19 protein-coding genes are annotated in these 24770 nt (G+C 69.0%); 6 read left to right on the top strand and 13 right to left on the bottom strand.

The genetic code is table 11. The features are described 5' to 3' along the window. The first annotated feature begins 17 nt into the window (after window positions 1-17). Window positions 18-1382: an MFS transporter gene (locus tag OG878_RS05925; protein WP_328885784.1), complete on the top strand. Its 1365-nt coding sequence runs from the start codon at window positions 18-20 to the stop codon at window positions 1380-1382. A gap of 360 nt (window positions 1383-1742) precedes the next feature. Next, window positions 1743-1910 (top strand): hypothetical protein, encoded by a 168-nt coding sequence (locus tag OG878_RS05920; RefSeq protein WP_328885783.1) that lies wholly within the window; start codon window positions 1743-1745, stop codon window positions 1908-1910. 418 nt (window positions 1911-2328) lie between these two features. Here OG878_RS05920 and OG878_RS05915 read toward each other — a convergent pair whose 3' ends face one another. The 4 genes from OG878_RS05915 to OG878_RS05900 form a co-directional block, all read right to left on the bottom strand. Then, window positions 2329-2520: a hypothetical protein gene (locus tag OG878_RS05915; protein WP_328885782.1), complete on the bottom strand. Its 192-nt coding sequence runs from the start codon at window positions 2518-2520 to the stop codon at window positions 2329-2331. 851 nt (window positions 2521-3371) lie between these two features. After that, window positions 3372-3731: an alpha/beta fold hydrolase gene (locus OG878_RS05910; protein ID WP_328885781.1), complete on the bottom strand. Its 360-nt coding sequence runs from the start codon at window positions 3729-3731 to the stop codon at window positions 3372-3374. Between the two features lie 865 nt (window positions 3732-4596). Continuing rightward, window positions 4597-5208 (bottom strand): hypothetical protein, encoded by a 612-nt coding sequence (locus tag OG878_RS05905; protein WP_328885780.1) that lies wholly within the window; start codon window positions 5206-5208, stop codon window positions 4597-4599. 404 nt (window positions 5209-5612) lie between these two features. Then, window positions 5613-6800, bottom strand: a complete 1188-nt coding sequence (locus tag OG878_RS05900; RefSeq protein WP_328885779.1) for a low temperature requirement protein A — start codon at window positions 6798-6800, stop codon at window positions 5613-5615. 660 nt (window positions 6801-7460) lie between these two features. Between OG878_RS05900 and OG878_RS05895 the strand changes: the two genes are divergently transcribed. Both OG878_RS05895 and OG878_RS05890 read left to right on the top strand, forming a co-directional pair. After that, complete coding sequence (locus tag OG878_RS05895) at window positions 7461-8411, top strand: alpha/beta hydrolase (RefSeq protein ID WP_328891144.1); 951 nt, start codon at window positions 7461-7463, stop codon at window positions 8409-8411. Between the two features lie 262 nt (window positions 8412-8673). Next, window positions 8674-9516 carry an alpha/beta fold hydrolase gene (locus OG878_RS05890; protein WP_328885778.1) on the top strand — a complete coding sequence of 281 codons (843 nt, stop codon included), beginning with the start codon at window positions 8674-8676 and terminating at the stop codon, window positions 9514-9516. 99 nt (window positions 9517-9615) lie between these two features. Here the strand turns inward: OG878_RS05890 and OG878_RS05885 are convergent, their stop codons facing one another. From OG878_RS05885 to OG878_RS05870, 4 genes are all read right to left on the bottom strand, one after another. Then, the gene (locus OG878_RS05885; RefSeq protein WP_328885777.1) at window positions 9616-10380 is read right to left on the bottom strand and encodes a sigma-70 family RNA polymerase sigma factor; all 765 of its coding nucleotides are present in this window, start codon (window positions 10378-10380) and stop codon (window positions 9616-9618) included. A 540-nt stretch (window positions 10381-10920) separates the two neighbouring features. Further along, the gene (locus OG878_RS05880; RefSeq protein WP_328885776.1) at window positions 10921-11664 is read right to left on the bottom strand and encodes a PIG-L deacetylase family protein; all 744 of its coding nucleotides are present in this window, start codon (window positions 11662-11664) and stop codon (window positions 10921-10923) included. Window positions 11665-12128: 464 nt separating this feature from the next. Continuing rightward, a complete protein-coding gene (locus OG878_RS05875; RefSeq protein WP_328885775.1) occupies window positions 12129-12602 on the bottom strand; it encodes a carboxymuconolactone decarboxylase family protein in 474 nt (157 codons plus the stop codon). Between the two features lie 372 nt (window positions 12603-12974). Beyond that, complete coding sequence (locus OG878_RS05870; protein WP_328885774.1) at window positions 12975-13913, bottom strand: SDR family oxidoreductase; 939 nt, start codon at window positions 13911-13913, stop codon at window positions 12975-12977. Between the two features lie 624 nt (window positions 13914-14537). Between OG878_RS05870 and OG878_RS05865 the strand changes: the two genes are divergently transcribed. Then, a complete protein-coding gene (locus tag OG878_RS05865; RefSeq protein ID WP_328885773.1) occupies window positions 14538-14975 on the top strand; it encodes a universal stress protein in 438 nt (145 codons plus the stop codon). A gap of 368 nt (window positions 14976-15343) precedes the next feature. Then, window positions 15344-15790: an SsgA family sporulation/cell division regulator gene (locus OG878_RS05860; RefSeq protein WP_328885772.1), complete on the top strand. Its 447-nt coding sequence runs from the start codon at window positions 15344-15346 to the stop codon at window positions 15788-15790. Between the two features lie 934 nt (window positions 15791-16724). On the opposite strand, the gene OG878_RS05855 is transcribed toward OG878_RS05860, so the two are convergent. The 5 genes from OG878_RS05855 to OG878_RS05835 form a co-directional block, all read right to left on the bottom strand. After that, on the bottom strand, window positions 16725-19625 hold the full coding sequence (locus OG878_RS05855) for a helix-turn-helix transcriptional regulator (RefSeq protein ID WP_328885771.1): 2901 nt from the start codon (window positions 19623-19625) through the stop codon (window positions 16725-16727). Window positions 19626-19807: 182 nt separating this feature from the next. Beyond that, entirely contained in the window at window positions 19808-20281 is a 474-nt protein-coding gene (locus OG878_RS05850; protein ID WP_328891143.1) for a Dps family protein, read from the bottom strand. Window positions 20282-20443: 162 nt separating this feature from the next. Then, on the bottom strand, window positions 20444-20980 hold the full coding sequence (locus OG878_RS05845) for a helix-turn-helix domain-containing protein (RefSeq protein ID WP_328885770.1): 537 nt from the start codon (window positions 20978-20980) through the stop codon (window positions 20444-20446). Between the two features lie 134 nt (window positions 20981-21114). Then, the gene (locus OG878_RS05840) at window positions 21115-21765 is read right to left on the bottom strand and encodes a helix-turn-helix transcriptional regulator (protein WP_328885769.1); all 651 of its coding nucleotides are present in this window, start codon (window positions 21763-21765) and stop codon (window positions 21115-21117) included. 110 nt (window positions 21766-21875) lie between these two features. After that, window positions 21876-24734 (bottom strand): helix-turn-helix transcriptional regulator, encoded by a 2859-nt coding sequence (locus OG878_RS05835; RefSeq protein WP_328885768.1) that lies wholly within the window; start codon window positions 24732-24734, stop codon window positions 21876-21878. Window positions 24735-24770: the final 36 nt, after the last annotated feature.

Genomic DNA, 24770 nt, shown 5'->3' with positions numbered 1-24770 from the left:
GCCGAAGGAGCCTGACCATGGACGACAGAGTGATAGATGTCCGGACCGAACTGGACGAGGCCCCACTACGCCCGTTCCACTGGATGCTGGTGGGCCTCGTCCTGCTGGCCATCCTGTTCGACGGCTACGACGTGCTGGCCCCCTCCTATGTCATCCACTACGTCGCCGGTGCCTGGCACCTGGACTCCGCCCAGTCCGGGCTCCTGGTCTCCGCGGGACTGGTCGGCGTGATGCTCGGGGCGCTGGTGCAGGGTGTCATCGCGGACCGGTTCGGCCGCCGGCCCACCATGATCGGCGGACTGCTGGTCTCCGGCGTGTTCAGCCTGCTCACCGCGGTGTTCGTGGACTCGTACAGCGGCTTCCTCGCGATCCGGGTGGTCACCGGCCTGGGTCTCGGCGTGGTCATGCCGCTGGGCACCGCGTACATCAACGAGTACCTGCCCAGCCAGAGCCGGTTCCGGCTGGCGTCGCTCGCCGCCGCCGGGTTCTCGCTCGGCGCTGTGGGCGCTGCGGTCATCGGGGTGCTGTACACCGTGCACCACGGCTGGCAGGTGCTGTTCTACGTGGGCTCCGGGGCGGGCGTGGTCGGCCTGGCGTTCCTGGCCGTGTTCCCGGAGTCCGCCGAGTACCTCGCGGCACGCGGCCGCACCGCCGAGGCGGCCCGGCTGCTGAGCCGGGTGCGGCCGGAGCGCGCGTCCGCCTACCGCGAGGGGGTCTTCGCGGCGGTCCGGCCGGACGCCGGGCGCTCTACGCGGTCGCGCGAGGATTGGCTGCTGCCGCTCCGCCCGCCGTACCTGCGGACCACCGTCGGACTGTGGCTGTCGGCGTTCCTGCTGCTCTTCGTCAACTACGGACTGTCCACCTGGACGCCCAACCTGCTGGTGGAGCGGGGCGACAGTTTCTCGCTGGGCTTCGGCACCGGCGCCGCGCTGCACAGCCTCCCGTTCCTCGGCGGCATCCTCTGCGGCTACGTCGCCGACCGCCGGCTCGGACGGCGGGGCAGCCTCGCGGTGTGGTGCACGGTGGGCGCCCTGGCGACGGTGAGCGTCATCCTCACGCACAACCCGTTCGTCATCGTCGCGGTGACCACCGCGTCCGGGTTCTTCCTGATCGGCAGCCAGTTCATGCTGAACAACACGTGCGCCATGGCCTACCCCGTCCAGGCGCGCGGCACCGGAACCGGGTTCATGCTCGGCTTCGGACGGCTCGGCGGCATCCTCGGCCCCTGGATCGGCGGAGCCGTGCACGGCGCCTGGGGGACCGACGCGACCTTCATCGTGATCGCCGTCGCGGGCGCCCTCACCGTGGCGACCAGCTCGGTCATCGCACCCACGAAGGAGGCCGCCGCGTCCAGCCGCGCAGCGCAGGCCGTTCCCGCATAACCGTGCCTTGGGCCCGGCCCACCGCTCCAGAGCGGCGGGCCGGGCCCAAGGTCAGCGGCGCCCCGGCGGCGGTGGCTGTTTACGACACTCTGGCCCGCACCGGGAGCCGGTCACGAGCCGCGCCTTGAAGGAGGTAGTCCAGCAGTTGCCGGCGATCCCTTCCGACTCGGCCCCCGCGGACGTCATCCGTGCTGTCCGTAAGATCCTTGAACCCCTGGCAGCCGACTGACCAACGGCACCGCCGCCAGCGAGAGCTCCGGCGCACCGCAGCATCCGTCGCCCTGCCCATCAGATCTAACGCAGCAGCGGGGCAACGGCACGAAGCCCGACCCGACAGACTCCGCGGACATCCGCCGACTCATGAAGACGTTCGCTCATGTCACGGACGCAGCGAAGGCCATCAGCGGCCCTGCCGTAACCCGAGCCATCAAGGAGCACCCGGAGGCCGCGATGCTGGTCGTATCCGAAATCGAGACCACACTCGGCAAGATTGATCGAGCGATCGGGGTACGGAAGGCACTTCGCTGACCAACGCCTCCCGATTCCCCGGTGGTTACGAGTCGGAGGTTCGCGGCCCCGGGGCCGCGCGGGCCCTGACCCCTTCCTGCGCGGCCTCGACCACGTCAGTGACCGCTGATCCAGCACATCCTTCTAGCTCTGGCGGCACCACTCAGAGGAGCCCGTTGAGTCGCTCGAAGAAGTTTTCGAACCGGGCATCAGCGTCCTCGTCGAATCTGGTCAAGCAGGTTGCCGGGGGAGTGGGTGAGGTGGTTGGCCGGCTGGTAGTGGACGAAGCGCCCGCCGGGGGACTTCTTCGACCTGCCTGACGATGCGTCCACCGCCGTTGAGCTGGAGCTTGGCGAACCTGCCGGCCTTCGCCGCGGCTAACAGCTTGCCGTACCAGCTGTCGTTGAAGGGGCCCTCGATGTGATCTCGGTAAGGTAGATCAGCCGTCCGTTGTCGAGCAGGCCGCGGGCGGCGAGCTGGGCGATCCGCTGATTTCCCGCAGCGGCGACGTCCACCCCTGATCTCCGCAGGGAATCCCGGCCTTCAGGGCGGGCTGCCATCGGCAGGCCAGCCGCTGAGGTTCGCCGTTGAGCAGTGTTTCCCGCTTGCTGGTGGCAGCCGCTGACGTCATGAACCCGGACCTTTTTGACGAGACGCGCTCACACCTTCCAGAGACCTGATCGCCGCTCTTCGCCAACGAACGATCAGGACAGACGTGGCCGCCGGGATCATCAACCCGGCCGAGGGTGCTCCCCAGATCAAGAGTGCGAATGCATCGCCACGACTCTCCACGGTGCCCCTCCCTGCATCGCTGGGAGCCTACTCGGGCGAGCTGCCCACCCGGGCGGAGCGGGAAGTGCAGGGGGCGAGTGGTCGCGCCCGCCGAAACTTCGCTCCTCAACCCACTACGTACCCCAGCTCCCATCCCGTCCGCCTTCGGCGGGCGAGCGCGCCGCTGTACGAATGACCACGACGCTCTGGGTCGCGACTGCCCGGCATACGGCTGGTCACGCGTGCCACGCTCGGTACCGTCCGATAGCTTGAACATGTTCAACGGCTCGCATGAGGGAGATCCGCCGTAGAGACCATGTCGGCGTACGGCGCAAGAATTCACTGGGTGCAGCGGAGCCTCCCGGTGGGAGCGATGCTCGTGGCCGTGCCGGCGCTACTTCTCGGGTTGGACAGCTTTTTGGTTCCGCTGTTCCTCCTGACAGCCATGCCTGTCACGGTGCCGATCTTTCTTCAGCGGCGCCCTGAGAGCTTCAAGCGGGCCTGCGTGATCGTGGGACTGGCGCTCGCGGTCTGGGGGGTGTTGGGCGTCCTTGTGGGGATGTTCCTGTTCCTGCCGTCGGCACTGCTTTTGTTGTTGGCTGCGTTCTCAGATCCACGCAGGCGCCCGGTTCCCGCGAAAGTGCTGGGTGGACCTGGCGGCCTCGTGATCGTGGGGGTTGTCGTCGCTTCCGCGTTCTGGTGCTGGCACTTCTACATCGGCCCCTCTCGTGACGCCCCACACGCTCCGGGCGGTGACCGACCCCGCAAGTGCTCAGTTCGATGGAGGCATCGGAGACGCCGGGGAGCGACTGCGACAGTTCGGAGCGACGAGCGTGCGACGCACCCTCCATGTGAATGGCCGATCAGCGTGATCTTCGGAAGGGCGAGATGGTCGATCACGGCGTGCAGAAAGTGGGTGTACGTGGCGAGGGTGTAGTCGTGGGGGGCGGTGAGTCGACCGGATGCGCCCGTGCCACTGGCTCGATGTACACCATGGTCAGGCTGCGTTCGAGCATCGGCATGCGCAGGTATTCCCAGCCGATGCCGGGTCCACCGGAGTGGGCGATGCACACCGGGCCGGCGCCGGCCACGTGGTAGCGCTGTTCGACGTGAGAGGGCCCGTGCTGGACGACGATCGTGTGCGTGCCGGGAGACAGGGGTGAGGCAGGGTCTTCAGCGGGATACGGAAGAGCGGGGGGTTGATACAGAGCGTTCACACTTCCCAGATATTGCGTCAGGAGGTCGACAGCGATCAAGGCACGCTGGGGCATGTCATCACACTGTTACACAACATGGCGGACGACACGCGCCGGTAGCCCCCGCTGTCCTTTGTCGCCCCGCTCGGAGTCCGCCGGAAGGAATCTCTTGCATATGTAGCGTAAAATCGCTGGTCGTTGGCGCCGACCGGGCGCCAGGTCATGAGGCGGCGCGGTGGAGCAATGCCTGCCGGGAGATGCCGGGGATGCCGAGCGCACGCCAACGGGGCACACACTGTGGCATCGCTTACTGAGAACAGTGTGGAACCGTCGGGGTCCCTGGTACGCTGATCACATCGTTGTGGGCGTCGCGTCGGACACGGCTTCCGTGGAGCACGCTCGAACGTGTTGGCACCTGCGACCAGAGCCGCTCAGGTGTCGTGTTCCGGGTTCGTCCTCCTGTCCCCCGTAGGTGGCGCCTGGGCTGTCTCCCCGCTGGGCCGACGCCGGCGGGGGATATGGAACCCGAATCCTCTCGGCGACAGCACGGTCAGCGGGCAGTGCGGCATACCTGGGGCACCTCTCCGCGGAGGCGCGGGCGGGAGGCGGTGGGCAGCCCGGTGCATCGTGTGGGCTGCCCGCGCACAAGGAGCGCTTGTCGGCCTGATGCACAGGGAGCGCGTGGGTTGCCAGTACCGGGTTGTTCGTCCGCTTGTGGACCGTCTCGTTGCGGTGGGTCCTCAGGACTTCTTGGCGCGGTAGAGGCCTCGTCCGGTGCGGCGGATACGGGAGGCGCCGACCAGGCGGTCCAGGGTGCTCCTGACCGTGTTGATGCTGCCGCTGTCGGTATCACGGCCGAGAACCGCCGCCACGTCGCGGGCGCGCACGTCGACGTTGCCGACTCCGGCGAAGTACTCCAGGATCTGCTCGGTCAGTTTGCCGTAGCTCGTGTCCCCGTCGGTGGCGGTCCGGGAACCGGTTGTCGCGCCGGAGCGGGCGGCCGGGGGAGCGGGCTTCTGGGTATCGGGCCGGCGCTCCGGCCGCCGGGCCCGGTGTCCGGGCGCGGTCGTGGCGTCCGCCCGGTCCGGGGGCAGTGTGTCCGCGTGCGGTTGCGCGGGTGAGGAGGGCGTGCCGTGGTCGGCCTCTGCGGTGTCGGACAACGGTGCGTCACCCGTCTCGGACATCAACGCCTGGAGGGCGCCGAGGGCGCGCTGGACGGAACCGAGATGGGCGACGACCGCGGCCAGTTCCCTTTCCAGCGCCTGCCTTTGGACTTCCAGGCGGGCGAGGTCCTCTTGAAGGCTCTCGGCGGTGATCTCGATGTTATGTGCCGTGCGGGCTGCGGAGACCATGTGTTCCTCTCGTCCTCAACCTTTCGCGTTCCCGCCTGGCTCACCTGCGATGTCACTCGAGCCGAACGCCGGGACGGACCCGGCGGACATCATATGCAGGAGCAGGCTCGGCCTGGACCAGGCTGAGCACCCGTGGCTTCCAGGCTTGCCGGCGAATGCGCTTCGGCGGTGCTTGGGACAATGAACAATGAAGCTGTGCCTCATCCATTCTTGCCACTGTTTGTTCGGAAACGCAACGGGTTCGAGCTGAGGTCGTGGGCAGGAGGGGATCCTTCTGCCGTGTGGCACCCGGACATCTGCAGGGAGGCGTTGCCAACGGCTTACAGAGCCAGGAACCGGTCCGCCTCTTGCTTCAGGTCCGTGCCAGATCCCGTCCTGCAAGGTGGGTGCGTATTCGATGCTCGTCAGGCGGGCAGTGCGGCCCTGACCTCCGCGCGCCGGACCACGGTGAGTGTCGCACCGATCAGGAGCCCCGCGACGACACCGGTGCCGAGTACGGGAATCGGGGTGAACGTGGTGGCGAGGACGGTGAGCACAGCGACCGGATGGAGGACGTTGGCCAGGGTGGGCAGCTGCGCTGCCTGTCGGTGCAGAAGCCATACGCTGGCTATGAAGACGGCGACGGGCACCGTGTAGGAGGCTGCCGCCTGGTGATCGGTGAGCGCGCCGTGGCCGGTGGCGTGGCCGACGTTGAGGACGAGGCCGGCGCCCACGGCAGCCGCGGAGGTGAAGACGGCGTAGTGGCCGTATCCCCACAGCATCGCCGTGGTCTGGTTGGAGAGACGGCGTGGTGCGTCCTGGGTGAAGTAGAGCCACCACAGGGCGAAGACGGTGAGCAGCCCACCCAGCGCGATCACGAGGACGGACCCGAGTTCCGCGTCGCTGTCCAGCGCGGTCCGGACAGCAAGCGTGGCAGCCGTGATGGACTCGCCGAGCACGATCAGTGTGAAAAGGCCGTAGCGCTCGGCGATGTGGTGCGGGTGCCACGTGGTCCCGGCCGCACGCTCGGCCCACACGGGCACCGCGAGTTCGCCCAGGGCGAGGATGCAGAACGATGCGACACCACCCTCGTCGGGCAGGGCAAGGCGGGCCAGCCAGCCCAACTGCAGGACGAAGATGCCCTGGGCGTAGCGCAGGCAGGAAGCGCGGCGTTCCCGGTCCGTGTGCGCGGCACGCAGCCATTGAGTGACCATGGTCAGCCGCATGACGACATAGCCCCAGGTCATGATTTCGAAATTCCCGTGCGTGAGCGCCTGTGTGGTGCCGGCGGCCAGGACGAGAGCCCCGGAGATCTGGACCAGGGTGAGCAGCCGATACGGGATGTCGTCGGTGTCGTAGGCGGAGGCGAACCAGGTGAAGTTCATCCAGGCCCACCAGATCGCGAAGAACACGAGCGCATAGCCGAGCAGGCTGTGCCCCAGGTGCCCCTCGGCGAACCCGTGCTCGAAGGCTGAGGCGGCCTGGGAAACGGCGGCAACGAAACAGAGATCGAAGAACAGCTCCAGCGCGGTGGCGGTGCGGTGATCCTCGCCGGAATGGCGGGCGAGCATCGGCCGATACCAGGCACTGTCTGCATAGGGCGAGTGACTCATGGTGGTGTGATCCCTGCGATGCGGCAACGTCGATGAGGCTGTGCGCCGAGCGCACTCCGCCACACGTGTGGCAGGCGGGGCAATGCGACGCTGCACCCTGCCCGCGTGCAACTTGGGTCGTGCGGGTGCCAGATGGTCTCGTCCAGGCCGAATCGTTGTTGTGAAGTCACTGTCGACCGGGACACGCCGCTGCCACCATACCCGTGAGGGGACGAGCACCCGTCTCGGGATGTCACATCTTCGGGTCCGGCCGGTCATAAGGGCGAAGGCAGTTCGGGAATCCTGTCCCAGGAGCACGGCCGTGAACGAGCCAACCCAGGAGACCGTCGGACACTTCCGGCATCCTCCGGCAGGCGTAGGTGACGGACCACACGGAGGGGCGACGGTGTCTCACACGCTGCGCCGCATCGCGTATGCGAGATGTCATGCAGTGCATCGGTAACGCCCCCTGGAGCAGCCCCAGCCCTCCACCTCACCCGGCGGGAAGGGAAAGGGACGCAGATCGCCAAGCCCACCGAGCAGGAGTTCAGGGGGATCACGGGCGGTTCGCGGTCACGATCCCATCGGTGATGGATCACTACATGTCACATCTTTGGTGGATGACCGGTCTTAAGGGTGAAAGCGTCATACGGGATTGCTACCCCTTAGGAGAACGAAGTGGTGAACAAGCCGGTGCTTGAGTCTGCGGCTGGGGAGCTCGCGCGGGCGACGGCCAGTCCGCCGTTCTTGTACGAGTTGGGTGCGGAGGGTGCCCGGAAGGTCCTCGATGATCTGCAGGCGGCGCCGATCGAGAAGCCCGAGGTGTGGGAGAAGTGGGTCACGGTGCCGGCGGAGGTCGGTGAGGTGGCGGTGCGGATCGTCAAGCCGGCCGGTGCCCGGGGTGTGCTGCCGGTCGTCCTGTACGTCCATGGCGGTGGGTGGGTGATCGGGAACGCGGGTACCCACGATCGTCTGGTGTGCGAGCTGGCGGTCGGTGCGAATGCGGCGGTGGTGTTCGTCGAGTACGACCGCTCCCCGGAGGCCAGGTACCCGGTGGCGATCGAGCAGGCGTACGCGACCGCTCGGTGGATCACGGAGAACGGTGCCGAAGAGGGGCTGGACGTGTCGCGTCTGGCCGTGGCCGGTGATTCGGTGGGCGGCAACATGACCGCGGCGCTGACCTTGATGGCCAAGCAGCGCGGTGATGTGTCCTTCGTGCACCAGTCGCTGTACTACCCCGTCACGGACGCGGCCCAGGACACCGCGAGCTACCGGGAGTTCGCCGACGGCCCGTACCTCACCGCGAAGGCCATGGCCTGGTTCTGGGACTGCTACACCACGGACTTGGCCCAGCGGGCCGAGATCACCGCGTCGCCGCTTCGGGCCGGTCTGCAGGACCTGGAGGGTCTGCCGCCCGCGCTCGTCCTCGTCGACGAGAACGATGTCCTGCGCGACGAGGGCGAGGCATACGCCCGCAAGCTCACGGAAGCCGGCGTCCCGACCACCAGCATCCGCTACAACGGCACCCTGCACGACTTCATGATGCTCAACCCCATCCGGCCCACGAACGCGGCCACCGCCGCGATGCACCAGGCCATCACCAGCCTGCGCAGCGCCCTGCACACCGACTGAGACCGAACCCGCCCGACTGAGATCGGGCCGGCGGGCCGTCGCACGGCACACAACCCCTGCCGCCCGCCGCTCCGACACAAGCGTCCGACAACCGGAACAGGGCGAGTCACGCGGGACGCGCCACCCGTGCCGCACCCCCGACCGCGCCTACGGGCGGCGCGTCCCCATGTGACTCGAGACGCGACAGCGTGCTGCCGCAAAACCCCTGCCGTGCCGTCCCTTCCGGACCCGGCTGAACCAAATCGCCCCGAAAGGCCCTGACATGAAACGACCTTCGTTCCTCCGGCGTGCCCGTACGCCTCTGTCCCTGATGGCCACGGTGGGCGTCGCCGGTGCGCTGCTCGCCGTGTCGGTCGCTCCGGCGACCGCCGGCAAGGGACCGTCCTCGCCCGGTCCCAAGCCGACCGTGGTCCTCGTCCACGGCGCGTTCGCCGACTCCACCAGCTGGAACGCCGTCGTCAAGCGGCTCAAGCGGGACGGCTACCCGGTGGTCGCCGCGGCCAACCCGCTGCGTGGGCTGAGCAGCGACGCCGCCTACCTCAAGGACCTCCTCGCCGGCATCGACGGGCCCGTCGTGCTCGCCGGCCACTCCTACGGCGGATCGGTCATCAGCAACGCCGCCACCGGCACCGGGAACGTCAAGGCCCTGGTGTACATCGCCGCCTTCCTGCCCGACAAGGGAGAGAGCGCGATCGACCTGTCCGGCAAATTCCCCGGCAGCACACTCGGCGAGGCCCTGCGCCCGGTCCCGATCACCCTGCCCGACGGCTCCCAGGACGCGGACCTCTACATCGAACAGGCCAAGTTCCACCACCAGTTCGCCGCCGACGTCCCGAACGACACCACCGACCTCATGGCGGTCACTCAGCGACCGGTGACCAACTCCGCCCTGCAGGAAGGCGCCTCCGAGCCCGCCTGGAAGACCATTCCGTCCTGGTCCCTCGTGGCCACCCAGGACCTCAACATCCCCCCGGCGGTCCAGAGGTTCATGGCCGAGCGCGCCCACGCCCACACCGTCGAAGTCCGCGCATCGCACGCCGTGAGCGTCTCCCGTCCCAACGACGTCGCCCACATCATCGAGGAAGCCGCGCGGACGGTCCACTGACCGGCCGGCAACCCGTGAGGGCGGGGTGGCTGCCATGCCACCCCGCCCTCGACGCGTTCGGCGGCAGGCAAGGCCGTGGGAGTGGTGCGGCCGATGTCCTCAGGCACTGCGCCCGGCACCGCATGCGCGCCCCGGCGCAGGGGTCAGGGCGTGCTGCGGCCGGCGCCGACGCCGGCCGTCTCCGGTCGGATCGCCGTCGGTGTCGCGGGCCAGGACATTTTCCAGGCCGGTGAGATTGCCGTACTGCGCTGCGGTGACGAACGCGTTCATGAGTCGCTTGTGTTCCACCGTGCGCGCCGGTTTGCGTTCCTCCGCCACAAGGCGCTTGCGGGCCCGACTGACGATCTGGCGGGTGTTGATCGGGCTGATCTGAAGATTGTCGGCGATCTCGCTGTAGGGGTAGTCGAAGGCTACGCGGAGAATGTAGGCAGCCCGTTCCCTGGGATTCAGCTTTTCGAGGAGGAGGTCCAGGGCCTGGTCCAGTGCTTCCGCTCGCTCGGCCCTGGTAGGGAGGTCCGGGCCGGTGTCGCCCATGTCGGGCAGCCTGGGGCCGGCGCTGCTCTCATAACGAGAACGGGCGGACTGGACGACGTTGAGGGCCAGACGAACGGTGATTTGTGCCAGGTAGGCCGGAGGATCGAGTACTTGGGTGCGGTCGGTGTGCTGCCAGCGCAGCCACGCGTCCTGGACGACGTCTTCGACATCGGCCGCGCTTCCCAGTATGTGGTGTGCGATACGGAAGAGCCGTGGACGGAATGCGATGAATACGGAAACGGCTTCCTCCATCGTTTCGGTGGAAGACGTCTGTGCGGCGTTCAAATCGTCCCCTGCTTCCTGCTTGTTGCGATGATGCTCACTCGTCATCCCGGACGGCGGTGGGAAACGTCCGGAACGGATTAAGGGACAGGCTGGCCTGTACGCCGAGCCCGAGCATCTGTCATTCGACTGCCCGCCCCGCAGGTGGAAGGAGGGCATGAATTCTCCGGTGCGCCAGGCCGGGTTCCTACGGTCCGTCGCCCCGGTCGGACCTGCTCATGGCCCGATCGGGCAGAGCGGTTGCGGGAGCGCCGTGAGGGTCGGCGGGAACCGTTCCGACCCGCCCGCCTTCGCCTTCATCTCGACTCGGTAGAGCCCGAACTCGCCTCGGGTGGTCTCTGTGGTCGCCAGGTAGTGAATGGCGTCCTCTCCGGCCTCACCGGTACCGGGTGGCGTGTTCACCGGACGGAATACGGCGCTGACCTCACCGCTGTCTCCCCGATATACCTGTTCCGGGTACGACATGTTCACCATCTCTCAGTCATGGATGCCTACGTGTACGTGTGTGCTGCAGAAGACCGAGGATCGTGGACGTCTGTGACATCCGAGGCCGGTCAGGAGAAGGGATCGTGCTTTTCTCCGGCCCCGTCACCGGTTGAACAGTTCGAAGACGACCGCTGGTTGCCCGTCGAACCGCGCACTCTGCGCACGAGTGCTGTCGGTCAGAAATCGGCGTACGTACGTCTCGGGATCCTCGTCCGTCAATGCCTCGATGTACGCGCGGTGCCGCAGCAGAGACTGCACCGCCTGCTCGAAGCCACGGTCCGCAGCCAGCGCGTGCGTGGGAAAAGGCGAATTGGCGACGGCCACCCACCGGACTCCGTTCCAGGGCTGCAGCCCCTGTTCAGCCAGGTCCGGGAAGATCCAGCGGTTGCCGGCATCCGCCGCCGCGTCGAGGACGGCCCGTCCCACGGCTACGTGGTCCGGGGTGTTCCAGGCACCCGGACCCCAGGTCGCATGGTGGTTCAGGGTGATCAGCAGATCGGGCTGGTGACGGCGTATGGCGGCGGCGATGTCCCGGCGCAGGGAGAGACCGTACTCGATCACACCGTCGTGGTGGTCGAGGAACTCCACCGTGCCGACACCGACAGCCGCGGCACTGGCACGTTGCTCATCCTCCCGCAGCGACCCGGCTCGGGCCGGCGCCAGCGTGTCGATACCGGCCTCACCACGCGTGGCGAGGACATAGGCGATGTCACGGCCGTCCTGAACCCAGGAGGCGACAGCGGCCGAGCATCCGTACTCGAGGTCGTCGGGATGGGCCACCACGGCAAGGGCGCGCTGCCAGTCGTCCGGCATCGGATGCAGAGGGGGGAGAGTCGAATCGGTCACCGTACCTGCTTTCGTCAGTTGTTCCCGTGATGGTGCGAAAACCGTGGCGGGGGAGGTCTGGCCGAGGCCCGAGCCCGCTCCTGTGACGATGGCGACGCGGTCCGGGAAGCGCAGGGCGGATGGCCGGGTATTGCATGCCTTTGCGCGATGTTCACCGGGTGTCGAACTACGGAGCAGACGCTCGCACCGCTTCGCGGCAGGGGTGCTCGTCCCACCGTGTGCGAGCGCTCGAAACAGTGTGTTCTGCCGTCAGGTGGACAGCGGCCGCCGACGACCTGCGCCGGCACCGGCCCCATGGTGGTGAGGCCGGCGGCACGGAGGGAATCACGGCGCGCAGGTCGGTGGTGCGGCCGTGAAAGAGCGTCGCCGTCAGCGGACCGGCTGGGGCCGGAGGTCCGTCTCCCCGTCGTTGGTCGGGGCGACGTGGAGACGGACGGCAGGTGTCCGGTGGCGGTGCCGGTGTGTCAGCCGAACTGGCCGGGCTGGTAGGCGCCGGCGGGCTGCTGGGTGAGGACGTTGATGCGGTTGTAGGCGTTGATGATGGCGAGGAGGGAGATGAGCGCGACGAGCTGGTCCTCGTCGTAGTACTTGGCGGCGTTCGCCCAGGCCTCGTCCGTGACTCCACCGGCCGCGTCGGCGATGCGCGTGGCCTGCTCGGCCACTTCCAGCGCGGCGCGCTCGGCGTCGGTGAAGACCGTGGCCTCCCGCCAGGCCGCCACCAGGTTCAGGCGCTGCTGGGTCTCTCCCGCCTGGGCGGCGTCCTTGGTGTGCATGTCGGTGCAGAAGCCGCAGCCGTTGATCTGGCTGGCGCGGATCTTCACCAGTTCCTGCGTCGCATGCGGCAGCGTCGAGTCCGACGCGACCTTGGTGGCGGAATTGATGTGCTTCAGCACCTTGGCTCCGAGCGCATTGCCGAAGTAGTCGAGTCGCGCATCCATGGTGTGATCTCCTTGCGGTAGTGCGGATACACACTACTGACCGGGACGGCCGGCGAACTGTGACAGGTCGGAGAGTGTGACGTGCTTCTCTCGGCGTGCTCCCGCCGATCGAGACCCGTCGGGAACCTCGCCCTCGGCGATGCCGCGGACAGCAGAGACCTGAAGACCGCGCAGAAGCTCGTGGACTCGCTCCCTTGCGAGTGAGCAACCCTTGCAGCTGCGATGGGCCCAGGGGTTCGGGTTCCAGGTCGGTCAGGCACCGAACCCCCTCGGCATCTCCCGCCACTGCCCGCCCGCCCTGAACCGTACCGCTCTGTCCTCCATGCCCCCGGCCCGGTCGCTCGATCTGGGCCCTGAGACCGCTCGGCTGCCTCAGACTGCCGCGAACGTGACGCCGGTGAGACGCTCGGAGACCCGCCAGAGCCGGGCTGCGTCGGCCTCGCTCCGGGCCGACTTGTAGACCGTCAGTTCCTTGGGACTGCCGGTGAACTCGCCCCAGCCGTCCGGGCCGTACAGACGTCCGCCCGCTGCCTGCGGGCTGGTGGCCGCGTACAGCAACGGGAGCAGCCCGGCGTCGACGGACTGCACGAGAACGCCCATGCGTGCGAGCCGCTTCATCACCGTCGCGTAGTGGCTCGGGCGCGTACGGCCGAGGTTGGGTCCGGAGGCGTACAGATTGGTCAGTGTCGTACCGGGGTGGGCGGCATTGCTGACGATGCCCCACCCGCCCGCTGTGCTGAGACAGTCCAGCTCCAGTGCGAACAACAGGTTGGCCAGCTTGGACAGACCATAGGCACGCACCGGCGAGTAACGCTCCTCGCTCTGCAGGTCGTCCCAGCTGATTCGGCCGCCACGCGCGGCACTGCTGGTCGCGGTGGTCACATGAGCCCGACCGGCACGCAGCAAGGGCAGCAGACGCGCGGTGAGCGCGAAATGACCAAGGTGGTTGGTCCCGAACTGCAGCTCGTAACCGTCTTCCGTGGTGTGCCGGACAGGGGGCGCCATCACTCCCGCGTTGTTGATCAGGAGGTTGATCGGTCGGCCTTCCGTGGTCAGCCTGTCGGCGAGGCTTTCGATCGACATCAGCGAAGCCAGGTCCAGGACGCGAGTGGAGACCTGCGCTCCCGGCACGTGCGCACTGATGCGCTCGAGAGCGTTGGTTCCTTTGGCCGCGTTGCGTACCGGGAGAACCAGTTCGGCACCGGCGCGGGCGAGCCGTTCAGCCAGCCCGAGACCGACGCCGTCGCTCGCCCCGGTCACCACGGCAAGCTTTCCTCGTAGGTCGGGCAGGACTACTTCCTTTTCCTTCATCACAAGCTCCTGATCGTACGGATCACTGCTCGGACGTCAGCGTCCACATACGGCGCGGCCTGATCCAGGTCACGCTGGACCACGGAGCAGCCGGCCAGGACAGGGCTCGGCGTGCATCGTGCGCGAGGTCCGACGAGAACGCGACACCGATTGAACAGCGTGTGACAGGATGTTGTTCCCGACGATGTGGTCATGGCGTATGTCAATCGCGCGGATGTATGAGTCCGCGATCCACGCACTGGAGCCGACCGGATCCTGAACACCGGAAGCGGGTGGGCCATTTAGAGGAGATCACGAGATGCAATCGGGGGATCTGCTGGACTTTTCGCCTTGACGGACACCTGGGATCAGGGGTTTGCGCCTCGGAAGGAAGATGTTGTCATGGAGAGCATGGTGGTCGGTCCTGACCGCCGCCTGCGCCGTGGCCGCGTTGCCCGTTCCCGCGGGCCCACCTCCCCGTTCCGCTGTCATCGTCGTCGCCTTCGTCCTGCGCCGGCACCCGCCGACGCAGCTCACGCGCCTCGGCACGCAGTTTCTCGGTCCCCGGGGACGGCACCCGGAACCCCCGACCGATGCCCCCTGGCTCGAAGTATGCCGACCCCACCTGCCTCACGGAGGAGACCCATGTTCCACACCATCCTTGTTGCTGTCGATCCGAGTCCCGCCCGCCACTCCGCGATACGCATGGCGGCCGACATGGCCCGCCTGACCGGCGCCAAGGTTCATGTCATCCACATCGCGGCAACCATGGTCGCCTGGGACACCGCCGTGCCCGTCGAGGAGCAATCAGAGGCCGAGGAGGTGCTCCGCGAGGCACTCGCCACGCTGCGGGAAGAGGGAGTCGCGGCGCAAGGTGACGTCATCAGTGCCGTGACCGGCCAGATTCCCGCAGCGATCTTGCAGGCGGCGCGTGAGCAGCAGGCCGATCTCCTGGTCCTCAGCCCGCACCACCGCGGCGCGGTCGCGGCCTTCTTCAACCCGCGCGTCAGCGACGCCGTCGCCCACGCCAGCGACTTGGCCGTTCTCCTTGCACCGGAAGGGCCTGTGCCCTCCGAGAGCTGAGCATCCCGCTCCTCGTCCCGCCCGTCCTTCCGCAGGACGACATCGGCCCGGCACCGCCCATGGCGGGGCCGGGCCGATCGCTTGCGGCAACACGGGCCAAGTCTTTGACGCGCTTCGGGGCCGAGGCCCTTTCTTGTTGACCACGTGTCACCTCTCGGGCTCGAACGCGCGGCCGGTCGCAGCGCGCCCTGGTGGCTCAGCAGCGCATCGTGCATCTCCCAGGAGCGGCCCTGCGGAGCCGCCGCTTCCGCGGATCCCGACGGCGCGGTGGTCCGTCGAGGGCGTGCAGCCAGTCGTTCGACCGATGCCTGTCAGGCGCCGCCACCACAGCATGGGAGGGATCCGCCTGCCGGGAAGGGAGCAATGACATGGCCGACAAGCAGCCGCACATCACCGCCTGGGAAGAGGTTCCGGAACTCCTCACTGACATCCGCCCGTTGTTCACACTCGGGGAACGCAAAACGATCAGCTGCCGTTTCCGCTACAGCCTCGACGATCCGTTCGCGGTGGGGATCGATCTCATCCTGGAGACCGGGATCTGCATCACCTGGGTGGTGTCGCGTGACCTCTTGTTCGCCGGCACAAAGGCAGCGAGTGGTGAAGGGGACTTCAAGGTGTGGCCTTCCTGCCGTCGCCACAGTCCGCGTCCCTACATGTATTTCAGTCTCGAACGGCCGGATGGCCGTGCCACGTTCGAGGCGGGCCTGCCGGAGATACGGCGGTGGCTCGAGAGTACCTACGGGCTGGTTCCCCAAGGCAGCGAGAACGAGCTGCTCGACTGGGATGCACTCGCCGACAGTCTCCTGGAGCGTTGACTGACTGCCTGCCCGGCCCAAGCCGGGCAGGCAGTCAGGGCCGGAGACCGTACGTATTCCTCGGGCAGCTCAGGCAGATCTCGCGCGTGGTGGGAACCGCGGGTACGGCGTTGCCACGGGTGTTCCAGCGGCCCCTCACTCACTATCACGACGGTGCCCGCGTGAATCAGCTCGCCCACGCCGGGTCCCCAAGGGGGGCAGCCCAGCACGCCAGGTGGGTTCTCGTCGACCACGTCCTTGGTGTTGCCGGGTAGCCGTCGGCCCACAGCGTCGCTCCGGCGCGCCGACGGGAACGACCTGTTCATGGATCCTCTCGCCTGCCGCGCGAGCCGGGCACGCTGGCTGGGGGCCGGCGGACGGATGTCCCAGCGGCCCGGCCGGCCCGTCGCCTGTCATGGGCGCCGTGCCGGCCGTACTCGTGCGCTGCAACGCTTGGTCCGGTGGCCCGGCCCGGCTCGAGCCAGGGGCCGGGCCACCTCGGCAGGACGAGCGGCACCCCGACCCGGGATGACGACCGGTTCCACCACCCACGGCGCTCGTCTCCCGCCCCGGCCGCGGGGGCACCGGGGGAGGAAGGCGGACGAGCGTCCTCGGGGACGAGCCCGCGTGCGTGGTGACCCGCGGACACGTCTCCGTGGGTCCCTCACCGGAGGCGAGGGGTGGCTGCCCTGCCGCTTCAAGGGTTCCGCGTTCGCGGGCGCCCGGCATCTGTCACATGACTGCCCGGCCTCAACCTGGACCCGCGACGGGGCACTGTTCGACCGTCCCGGCAACGACGGGATCCCACTGCAGCAGCTGCGAACACCCGGCCGATGTGAAGCTGTACCCCGAGGTGCACGAGTGCTTCCGTGCCGGAAGAGCCACCTCGAAGCCCTCACCGGGTACTTCCGGCGCTTCCCGGCCATGTGGTCGAGTGAGCCGGCACGGGCGCCCGTCAGCCGGCCGGGCCGCTGCGGTCTTCGTCCTCCAGTTCCGCGAAGACACGCGCAAGCTCCACGCGGGAGTTGACACCCAGCTTGGCGAAGGCGTGCCGCAGGTGGGAACTCACGGTGTGCGGCGAGAGGAAGAGCGCCTCGGCGGCGGTCCGGTTCGTGGCGCCCTGCGCGATCAGCCGTACGACCTTCAGTTCGGACGCGGTGAGACCGAAGCGCCGCTCGCCTTCCGACGAACCACGCCGCACGCCGATTTCCCGCAGACGGCGCCGTACCCGGTCCACGTCCCGGTCCGCTCCCGCCTCGAGATACAGCTCCAGCGCCTGGTCGAGGCGCCCGACGGCTTCTGCGTCCCCCTCACCGGCCAGCGCGACCCCCAGGTCCTCGAGCACGGAGGCTCGTGCGATCCGGTGCGAGCTGCTCTCCAGCAGGTCGACCGTTCGCCGCAGCAGCGGGACATCACCGGTGAGCAGCGCCCGGGCGTGTGCCGCCGCGGCGGCGAGGACGGGATACCGCGGGCCGGCGGCCGCGCGCCGCTCCGCGGCGCGGGTCGCCGCTTCCGCCCGGTCCCGCAGACCGGCACGCAGAGTGATCCGCACATACAGGGCTTGGTCCGTCGGATCCTCGGGGCCGGCCAGGGCGGGACCGAGGCGCTCGAAGGACTCGGCCGCGTACCGTGTGCAGTGGTCGACGGCCTCGAGGTCACCGGTCGCGTCCGCCGACAGGGCACCCAGCCAGGCGCCCGTGTTCCGCATCAGGACCGAGTCGTCACCCAGCATCCGTCGCGCGTGCTCGGCCGCCGCGCGCACGCCTGCCGGGTCTCCACGATGCCGGGCGACACGGCCGAGGGTGTACCGGGCCGTGGCGTCCACGAAGTCACCGGGCCCGAGTTCGTCGACCATGGACAGGACGGCCTCCGCCTCGGCCCGGGCGTCCGACAGCCGGCCCGCGTCGAGGAGGAGACGGCAGCGGGTCATGAGCAGCATGCGCGTGAGGTCCGCCTCGCCGTCCGTCAACGCCTGCCGCAGTTGCGTGTCGACCAGTTCGACGGCCCTGTCGGCTTCGCCGACGGCGCTCAGGAGCATGCTCCGCCACAGGTGGGGCAGTGACAGCGCCGGCCCGTCCAGACGGCTCGCGATCTCGAGGGACTCGTCGATCCTGCGCAGGGCCAGGTCCATGTCGAAGTGGTAGAAACGCACCACGGACTCGATGGACAGGACCGACGCCTCCGCCGAGAGGTTCTGCGCCTCCCGCGCGGCGTGCAGGGCGGGCCGGAGCGTGCGCTCGGCCGCCTGGACCTCCCCGCTGCTGGCGAGAGCGACGCACAGCATGGCGAGGAGCCGGGCTCGCAGACCGGGAGAGAGCGTCGGCAGGGAAAGTCCGTCACGGCACTGGCGCACCGCCTCCGTGAACGAGTGCCGGCTGGAAGCCATGGCCAGTCCGAGACGGATGCGGCCCTCGGCCTCCGATTCCAGCAGACCTTCGAGGGCCTTGCTACCCATGGTTCGCGCCTCGGCGGCCCGCCCGCTCTGCCAGAGCAGATGGACCGTCTCGGCGAGCAGCAGCCCGCGCTCAGCGGTTCCGTCATGTGTCAGGTCCAGGGCGCTGCGGCTGATCTCGGCCGCCATGTGCGGCTCGACGGACGAGAGTTCGGCGGCTGCCCGGCGCAGTACGTCGATGGCCCAGCGGTCGCCCGGTTCTGCGTTCTCGGCGACCAGCAGGGCCACCTCCACCTCGGGTACGCCGTGGCGGAGCTGAAGTTCCGCGGCTCTGCGGCGCAGCAGCCGCCGGACCGTCGTGGGAATGCCCGCCTTCACGGCCTCCCTGATCAGGTCGTGGCGGAAGCGCAGGTGCACCCCGTCACCCACCATCAGGTCCGATCCGAGCGCTTCCCGCACGGCGGGGTGGAGCTCGGCGGGCTTCCGGTCCATCATTTCGGCCAGTTGGCCGATCGGGGTCTCACGGCCGAGTGCGGACGCGACCCGCACCAGCTCCTGGGCGGTGGGGGACACCTGCTGGAGCCGCTGGTCGACGGACTCACGGAAGCGCAGAGGGATGCGCCCGCCGACGAGCCGGGCCCTGTCGCCCTCCATGACGATCAAGCCCTCTTCCCGCAGGCCCCGCACGAGCTCGACGAGCAGGAGTGGGCGGCCCTCGGCACCTCGTGCGGCGGACAGGACATCCGGACCAGGGGTGGCCGACAGCAGGTCGGCCACCACGTCCGCCACGGCACCGCTGTCCAAGGGCGTCAACGAGACCGCTGCCGCCCCTGCCTCCTTCAACCGGCCGAGTGTCTGCTCGACGTGATCCGGTGCCTCGCCCCGGGACGCCAGAACCCACATGACGGCATGGCCGGACAGTCGCTCCGGAAGCGCGCGCAGCGCCGCGAGTGTGGCCTCGTCACACCATTGGACGTCGTCGACAACAATGACCAGGGGCTGTTCCAACGCCGCCCGCTCCAACCGGTCCTGAATTTCGCGCAGGAGCCAGAAGCGCTGGTCGGTCGACGTGGCCCCGGCCCGCAGGGCCGACCGGTCCAGGACAGGCGCCTCGGTGGCCAGCAATGCGTCGAGCAGCGGCGCCATGGGGGCGAGCTGCCCCTCCGGGTCGCCGCCGCCTTTGAAGGCGTGCATGCCCGCTGTGCGGGCGAGCACGCACACCTCGTCCAGCAGGCGCGTCTTGCCCGAGCCGGGCACGCCCTCGATGACGATCACTTCTGGGCCGTGTCGGTTCTCCAGCCGTCGCAGCGAGTTCCGTACGAGCGCGAGCACGTCGTCGCGGCCGCGGATGCGGGGAGGTTCCCACCCATGGGCAGCGCGCGGGCGCCCGCCGGCGTCTTTTCCGTTGTCCGGCCTTCCCCCATTGCGCACGGACCGCCGCCTCTCCACCCCCGGTGCGGGCATCCTAACCGAGGGCGGTCCGACCGGAAGCGCGGGCTTTGGAATATGCCACCGCGCCTTCCGTGCGGTCCGGCGGCCTGCGCGAGGCAGGGACGGTCAGCGAGAACCGCCGCTGATACGCCGTCAGACGGACAGGCCCGCCGGGTCGCACCGGAGCGGGCCCTCGGCGCGAACCGCGGGAGTGGCTATCCCCGGTTCTCCGCCTGGAACATCCAGTGCTCCTTCTCCAGCTCGGCTGTGAGCCCGATGAGCAGATCCTGGGAGACCGCGTCGGCCTTCTCCGTGGCCTCGATGCGTGAGCGCATCCGGTTGACCAGCATGCCGTACGCCTCGACGAGCACCGCCACCACCTGCTCGTCCGAGATCCAGCCCTCGGGAAAGCCGGGAAGACCGCTGGTCTTGGCAACGGTCGCTGCACGGCCGTCCGGGCTCACACCGATGGCCGCCGCCCGCTCCGCCACGGTGTCCGCGTAGGCGCGAGCAGCAGTCACGACCTCGTCCAGTTGCAGGTGTATCGACCGGAAGCGAGGGCCGTACAGATTCCAGTGGGCCTGTTTGGCCACCAGCGACAGGTCGAGCAGATCGGTCAGGGCACCTTGCAGTGCGTCGCCCGTGATCCGTCGGTTCTCCTCCGAGAGCGGGCTCTTTACTACGGACATCGAGAGTGCGCCGTTCGGTACGGCGACATGCCGGGTCGTCATGGAGCGAGGACTCCGGAACCAGCTGACCACAAACCGGCCGTTTCACCCCAGAATTCACACCGCGCCTTCCCCTTCGGTCAGGACCCCTTCCCCATGGGGCAGATATTCCGGTGCGCGGCACTATTGGGCCGGCGGGCTCGTGGAGATGACGAACTCAACGGAGTCGTCGGTCTCGTTGAGATAACGGTGGGGTATTCCTGAATCGAAGGTGACGGCCTCGCCCGCGTGGACCGTTTGCGTGACTCCCTCGATATCCGCCGTCAGGGAACCCGTTATGACATAGGCGCACTCGACCGAGGAATGGCTCCAGGGTTCCGGGCTGGTCACGTCGCCGGGCTCGAGCACCGCTCGCAGGACCTCCAGGGTGCCATTGCTCGGAGTGACCCGCTCGTAGCGGACGGTTCCCCGTGGGCTGAGCAGCACCGGCCTCTCACCGGGCCGACTCACCGCGGTGGACATCTTCTTGTCCGGTGAGAACAGGTCGGCGACGGAGACCGCGTACACGTCGGCGAGTCTGCGAAGTGTGGAGAGACTGGGCTCGGTCACGCCACGCTCGACCTGGCTCAGAAGGGTCGGGGACACCCCGACCGCCGTGGCCAGTGCGCGGAGGCTGAGCCCCTTGGCCATGCGTAGCGCCCGGAGTTGACTGCCGATCATCGCCATCCATCGTGTTTCGCTACTGAATTCCCGGCGCAATGACCGGCTCGCCACGCAAGGATAGGGAATTTACATCCGTGCACTGTCACTGCACATGCAGGCGGGCATCGGGTCATGGCCGGCCCCCGTTCGTCTCACACCACCCCCCTCTTGATCGCATATGCCACCGCATGGGTACGATTCCGCAGCCCGAGGCGCGTTATCATTTCGTGCAGCACGTTTTTGATCGTGCGCTCCGAGTAGTTGAGCCGAGCGGCGACCTCCGCCGTGCTGAGCCCCTCGGCGATCAGGCGCAGAACGTCGACCTCCCGTTCCGACAGGTCGGTCCCGTGCTGCTGCACGGCTGAGGCGAGCGAGCGCATGCTCTCGACCAACGACCGGACCAGCCGGGCCGGCATGGGTGCGCTGCCTTCGAGGGTGCTTCGAGCGGCCTCCAGTACACGGGCGTAACCCACTTCGCGACGGGGCAGAACGCCGACGAGGCCGTAGCGGACCGCTCGCACCAGGTCGCGTTCACCGATCTCGTCGGCCACCAGCAGGATCGGCAGCCCGCCACGCGCCTCGGTCTCCTTGCAGACGCGCTCCATCCACCCGATGGTCCTGTCCGTCACCCGGTGAACCAGGACCAGCGCGATGTCGGCGCGGTCCCACGCTCCCCAGTCGACCACGCGCACCCCCTCGGCTCCTCGCAGGTAGGCCTCGGCCCCTTCGGCCGTGATGGTGTCCCCCGCGGTCACCGCGACGGTCAGGGGTGCCGGCTCCCGCCCGGGCCCCGGGGACGTCATCGAGTCGTTCGTGTGACCGGCTTCGGCTCGGACCGGCACCGCGGTGAGGCGCGTGCGACCGACGGAACCGGGGCGAGCCGGTACGGGCAGGGCCGCAGCAGAACCGGACGTCATGTGAGATCACCGAACTTCCCCAGAGCGTGCATGAGTTCCCGGCGCGAACTGACGCCCAGTCGTGGATAGACCTTGTACAGGTGGGAACCCACGGTCCTCGGCGAGATGAACAGGCGGTCGGCGATCTGCCGGTTGGAGAGGCCCTGGGCGGCGAGGTGGGCGATCCTCCGCTCCTGTGCGGACAGGAAGGCGGCGCCGGGACTCTGGACGGCGCCCGCGCCCGTTTCCCGCGCGCTGACGCTGATCGCGCGCAGTTCGGCCAGGGCCATGTCCTGCCACGGCACCGCTCCGAGGCGGACGAAGACGTCCAGGCTCGCGCGCAGTTGGGTGCGTGCGGCCGCCGTCTCCCGTTGCCGGCGCAGCCACCTCCCGTAGTCCAGGGCGAGACGTGCCCGGGCGAAGGGACGAGTCGACGAGGAAGCGGCTTCGAGCGCGCGACGGAACCGCTCGTCGGCGTCGGCCGCGTCCTCGTGGGCGGCGAGCAGGGCGGCTCCGTGCCGTACCGCCAGGGACGTCTCGGCCGAGACGTCCTCCAGGCGGCAGGCCGACGCACGCGCATGGAGGTCGCGCGCCGCCCCGGCATCCCCGTGCGTCAGGGCGGCCCGCATCACGTCGACGTACGCGCGGCGCGCCACGGCACTGGTCACCGGATCGCCGGCCCCCGACAGGGACACAGGGCCGCCCTGACGGGCCGACGCGTCGTCTCCGCGGGCCGCCGCCAGCAGGAAGGCGGCGTGTTCGGTGAGTTGGAGGTGGTGGGCCGAACCGTGCCCGGCGCCCCACCGGCGCACCTCGTGCAGGAGCGTCTCGGCCTGCTCGTAGCGGCCCTGGCAGGCGTACACCAGGAGCAGCCGGGAGGTCACATCGATGTCATGGCGGCCGGCGCCGTCCCCTTTCGTCCTCTCTCGCCCGGACGCCGCGAAGTCGCACAGCTCCGTCCACCGGCCGCCGCTCAGCATCAGGTCCGCCTGCAACGCCTCGCAGTGCCGGATCCGGCTGTGGTCATTCGGATCCAGCCGCCGGAGCGCCGTGGTCACAAGGAGGTCGCCGAGGCCGGCTTCGTCGATACGCAGGGCGGCGTCCGCCATCCAGACCAGCTCGCGAGGATCGGACAGGCCGGGGTTCTCGTGGAACCTGCCGACCGCGGCGAACAGGCGCTCTCGGATCTCCGCCGCGCGCGTCACCGGCGCCAGGTGTGCGGTGACGGCAATACGGAGCGGCTCGCCGCCCACGCTGTCGTGCTGCTCCAGCCAGTCGAGCGCGATCCTCGCGGGCTCGGGGGAGAGCCTGAGCGAGCCGGTCTCCGCCAGGCGCAGAGCTGCCTCGTCCCGCACCTCGGAGCCGATCACGGTCCCGGAGAACAGCGCGCCCGCCAGCTCCCCGCTGCTGCGCCCGACACGGCACACCGTGTCGAACTCGGCGCACGCGCGAACGAGTTCGAAGGAGCGGTAGGTGCCGGCAGGGCTGTCCGCGGCCGGCCTGTCCCGGAGGACGGCAAGTGCCTCGTCGGGGTGCCCGGCCCTGAGGGCCGCCTCTCCGGCGGCCGCGTACCGCCGGCTGCGCTGCTCCGGACGCGTACTGGCGTCCGCTGCACGCTGCAGGGCCCGGAACCCCGCGTCCCAGTCCCTCCGGCCGAGGGCGGCCCGCGCGATGGCGTCGAAACGCTTCATGGCAGGTTCCCCGGATGCGGCCGACGCCTGTCCGTCCACCTGTTGTGCGAGTTGGGTGTACCCGTAGTCGGCCCATGCCGACCGGGCCAGACGTCGGACGGCTGCGGGCGCCGTGGCCTCGGCCAGACACCGGTAGGCCGGCGTGCTGAAGCGAAGCACCTGATCGCCGGTCACAAGGCCGGCTTTCTCCGCGGGTACGAGGGCATCCGCATCGATGCCGAGGGCCTCGGCCGCCGACACCACGTCCTTCCGCGTCGCTTCGCCGTCCACGGTGGCGAGGAGGGACAACATCACACGGGTGTCGACGGGCAGATCACGGAACGGGCCGCCCAGAGCCCGCTCGACGGTCACCCCCACCGGCAGCGGATCGGGCAGCGCCGACTCTCCTCGGCGCTGCCCGGGCGTGAGCGCGGAGGGCAGGGCGATCAGTACCAGCGGATTGCCCTGGGCCGTGGCTGCGACGGTGGTCCGGACACCGGGGGCGAGGTCGGGATGGTGATCCGTGAGGAGCAGGTCGGCGGCGCGGTCGTCGAGGCCGGTCAGTACGAGCTCCAGGGTGCCGTTGCCGTCGAGCGGACCGGGAATGTCCAGGGGTGCGGCCGCCATCAGCGCCAGGCGGCTCCCGGAGAGACGATGCGCCAGGAACGCCAGCGCCTTGGCCGATCCGGGGTCCAGCCACTGGCAGTCGTCGACGATCACCATGGTGGGGCGACGGTGTGCGACGGCGAGCAGGAGCTGGCGCAGACCGGAGTAGGCGAGCAGCGCGTCGGTGACCCCCACACCGCCGGCCACGGTGTCGAGCAGGGCGGTGCGCAACGCTGCGGGCAGGTCACGGGAAGCGTTCAGCACCGGATAGGCCAGTGACCGGAGCGCGGAAAAGGGCGGGCCCGCCTCGCCGGGGACGCCGGAGACCTGAAAGACCTGCCACCCTTCGGCCACCGCGACGTCCGCTGTCCGTCGCAACAACGTGCTCTTCCCGCTTCCGGGCCCCCCTCGGATGACGACCGCTGAACCGCGGCCGTCCCGGGCGCCGTCGAGAGCCGAACCCAACTCGTCCAGAACATCGCGGTACCCGCGCAGGCCCGATGCGCGCACCAGCGCATCGGCCATGGCCATGCGTGCTCGGGCGCCCGAAGGATGGGCCCCGGACGACGGTGCCGGCTTGGGAGAAGTCATCGTCTGCATGGCTGCCGCCCCTCGTTGTGACATGGCACCGGACGA

This window comes from Streptomyces sp. NBC_00316, assembly GCF_036158715.1.
Lineage (GTDB): Bacteria > Actinomycetota > Actinomycetes > Streptomycetales > Streptomycetaceae > Streptomyces.
The sequence above is the reverse complement of the archived record's forward strand: the minus strand, read 5'-3'. Positions and strand labels throughout refer to the sequence as shown.

Excerpts from the sequence above, each read along its gene's own strand:
- OG878_RS05870 (WP_328885774.1), bottom strand. The coding sequence starts at position 13,913 with ATGAAGGAAAAGGAAGTAGTCCTGCCCGACCTACGAGGAAAGCTTGCC.
- OG878_RS05875 (WP_328885775.1), bottom strand. The coding sequence starts at position 12,602 with ATGGATGCGCGACTCGACTACTTCGGCAATGCGCTCGGAGCCAAGGTG.
- OG878_RS05860 (WP_328885772.1), top strand. The coding sequence starts at position 15,344 with ATGGCCGACAAGCAGCCGCACATCACCGCCTGGGAAGAGGTTCCGGAA.
- OG878_RS05850 (WP_328891143.1), bottom strand. The coding sequence starts at position 20,281 with ATGTCCGTAGTAAAGAGCCCGCTCTCGGAGGAGAACCGACGGATCACG.
- OG878_RS05885 (WP_328885777.1), bottom strand. The coding sequence starts at position 10,380 with ATGACGAGTGAGCATCATCGCAACAAGCAGGAAGCAGGGGACGATTTG.
- OG878_RS05835 (WP_328885768.1), bottom strand. The coding sequence starts at position 24,734 with ATGCAGACGATGACTTCTCCCAAGCCGGCACCGTCGTCCGGGGCCCAT.
- OG878_RS05905 (WP_328885780.1), bottom strand. The coding sequence starts at position 5,208 with ATGGTCTCCGCAGCCCGCACGGCACATAACATCGAGATCACCGCCGAG.
- OG878_RS05900 (WP_328885779.1), bottom strand. The coding sequence starts at position 6,800 with ATGAGTCACTCGCCCTATGCAGACAGTGCCTGGTATCGGCCGATGCTC.
- OG878_RS05915 (WP_328885782.1), bottom strand. The coding sequence starts at position 2,520 with ATGACGTCAGCGGCTGCCACCAGCAAGCGGGAAACACTGCTCAACGGC.
- OG878_RS05845 (WP_328885770.1), bottom strand. The coding sequence starts at position 20,980 with ATGATCGGCAGTCAACTCCGGGCGCTACGCATGGCCAAGGGGCTCAGC.
- OG878_RS05865 (WP_328885773.1), top strand. The coding sequence starts at position 14,538 with ATGTTCCACACCATCCTTGTTGCTGTCGATCCGAGTCCCGCCCGCCAC.
- OG878_RS05840 (WP_328885769.1), bottom strand. The coding sequence starts at position 21,765 with ATGACGTCCCCGGGGCCCGGGCGGGAGCCGGCACCCCTGACCGTCGCG.
- OG878_RS05855 (WP_328885771.1), bottom strand. The coding sequence starts at position 19,625 with ATGCCCGCACCGGGGGTGGAGAGGCGGCGGTCCGTGCGCAATGGGGGA.
- OG878_RS05890 (WP_328885778.1), top strand. The coding sequence starts at position 8,674 with ATGAAACGACCTTCGTTCCTCCGGCGTGCCCGTACGCCTCTGTCCCTG.
- OG878_RS05920 (WP_328885783.1), top strand. The coding sequence starts at position 1,743 with ATGAAGACGTTCGCTCATGTCACGGACGCAGCGAAGGCCATCAGCGGC.
- OG878_RS05925 (WP_328885784.1), top strand. The coding sequence starts at position 18 with ATGGACGACAGAGTGATAGATGTCCGGACCGAACTGGACGAGGCCCCA.